Origin of the sequence: Vibrio ouci, from assembly GCF_004551525.1 — a bacterium.
Lineage (GTDB): Bacteria > Pseudomonadota > Gammaproteobacteria > Enterobacterales > Vibrionaceae > Vibrio > Vibrio ouci.
Genome location: NZ_SATR01000329.1, coordinates 1 through 514, shown reverse-complemented (window position 1 = coordinate 514; position 514 = coordinate 1). Strand labels below are relative to the sequence as shown.

The following is a 514-nucleotide window of genomic DNA, read 5'->3' as shown; positions in this document are numbered from 1 at the left end:
TTGACCATAGCGTACAGGGTCAAGACAACCTCGAAGTGCATCTTCCTGTTTATGCGCTAGACAGTGATAACGACAAGTCGCCAAACAGCGACCTTGTGGTTAATGTGGGTGATGATATTCAAGTGGTGGCTAATGGCACGCTCAGTGTTGTCGAACCTGATACCGACAGCTCGGCGCAAAGCAACATTATCGATGTGTTGACCGAAGCGGGTGCAGACCAAGGCCAAGTGACCTCATTCACCTTTGATGGTGATGAATACACCTTAGAGCAAGGCAAAACTGAATACCCAGTGACTGATGGTAAAGTGGTTATCACACCAGACGGCACGCTCTCATTTATTCCAAACAGTAATGTTGATCACTCTTCAAGTGATGAAGTGAAGCACACCATTGTGGTGACCGTGACGGATAACGACGGTGACAGCTTAACCAGTCAGGTAGAGCTGACCATTACCGACGGTAAGGATCCCGTGATCGCTCAAATTACCCAAGCTAACGTCTATGAAGCAGGCTT

The 514-nt window shown here is 48.1% G+C and carries 1 protein-coding gene; it reads left to right on the top strand.

The window, feature by feature from the left end; genetic code table 11:
- Positions 1-514: hypothetical protein (locus ELS82_RS25880; protein WP_134837850.1), on the top strand; the 514-nt coding region annotated here is incomplete at both ends.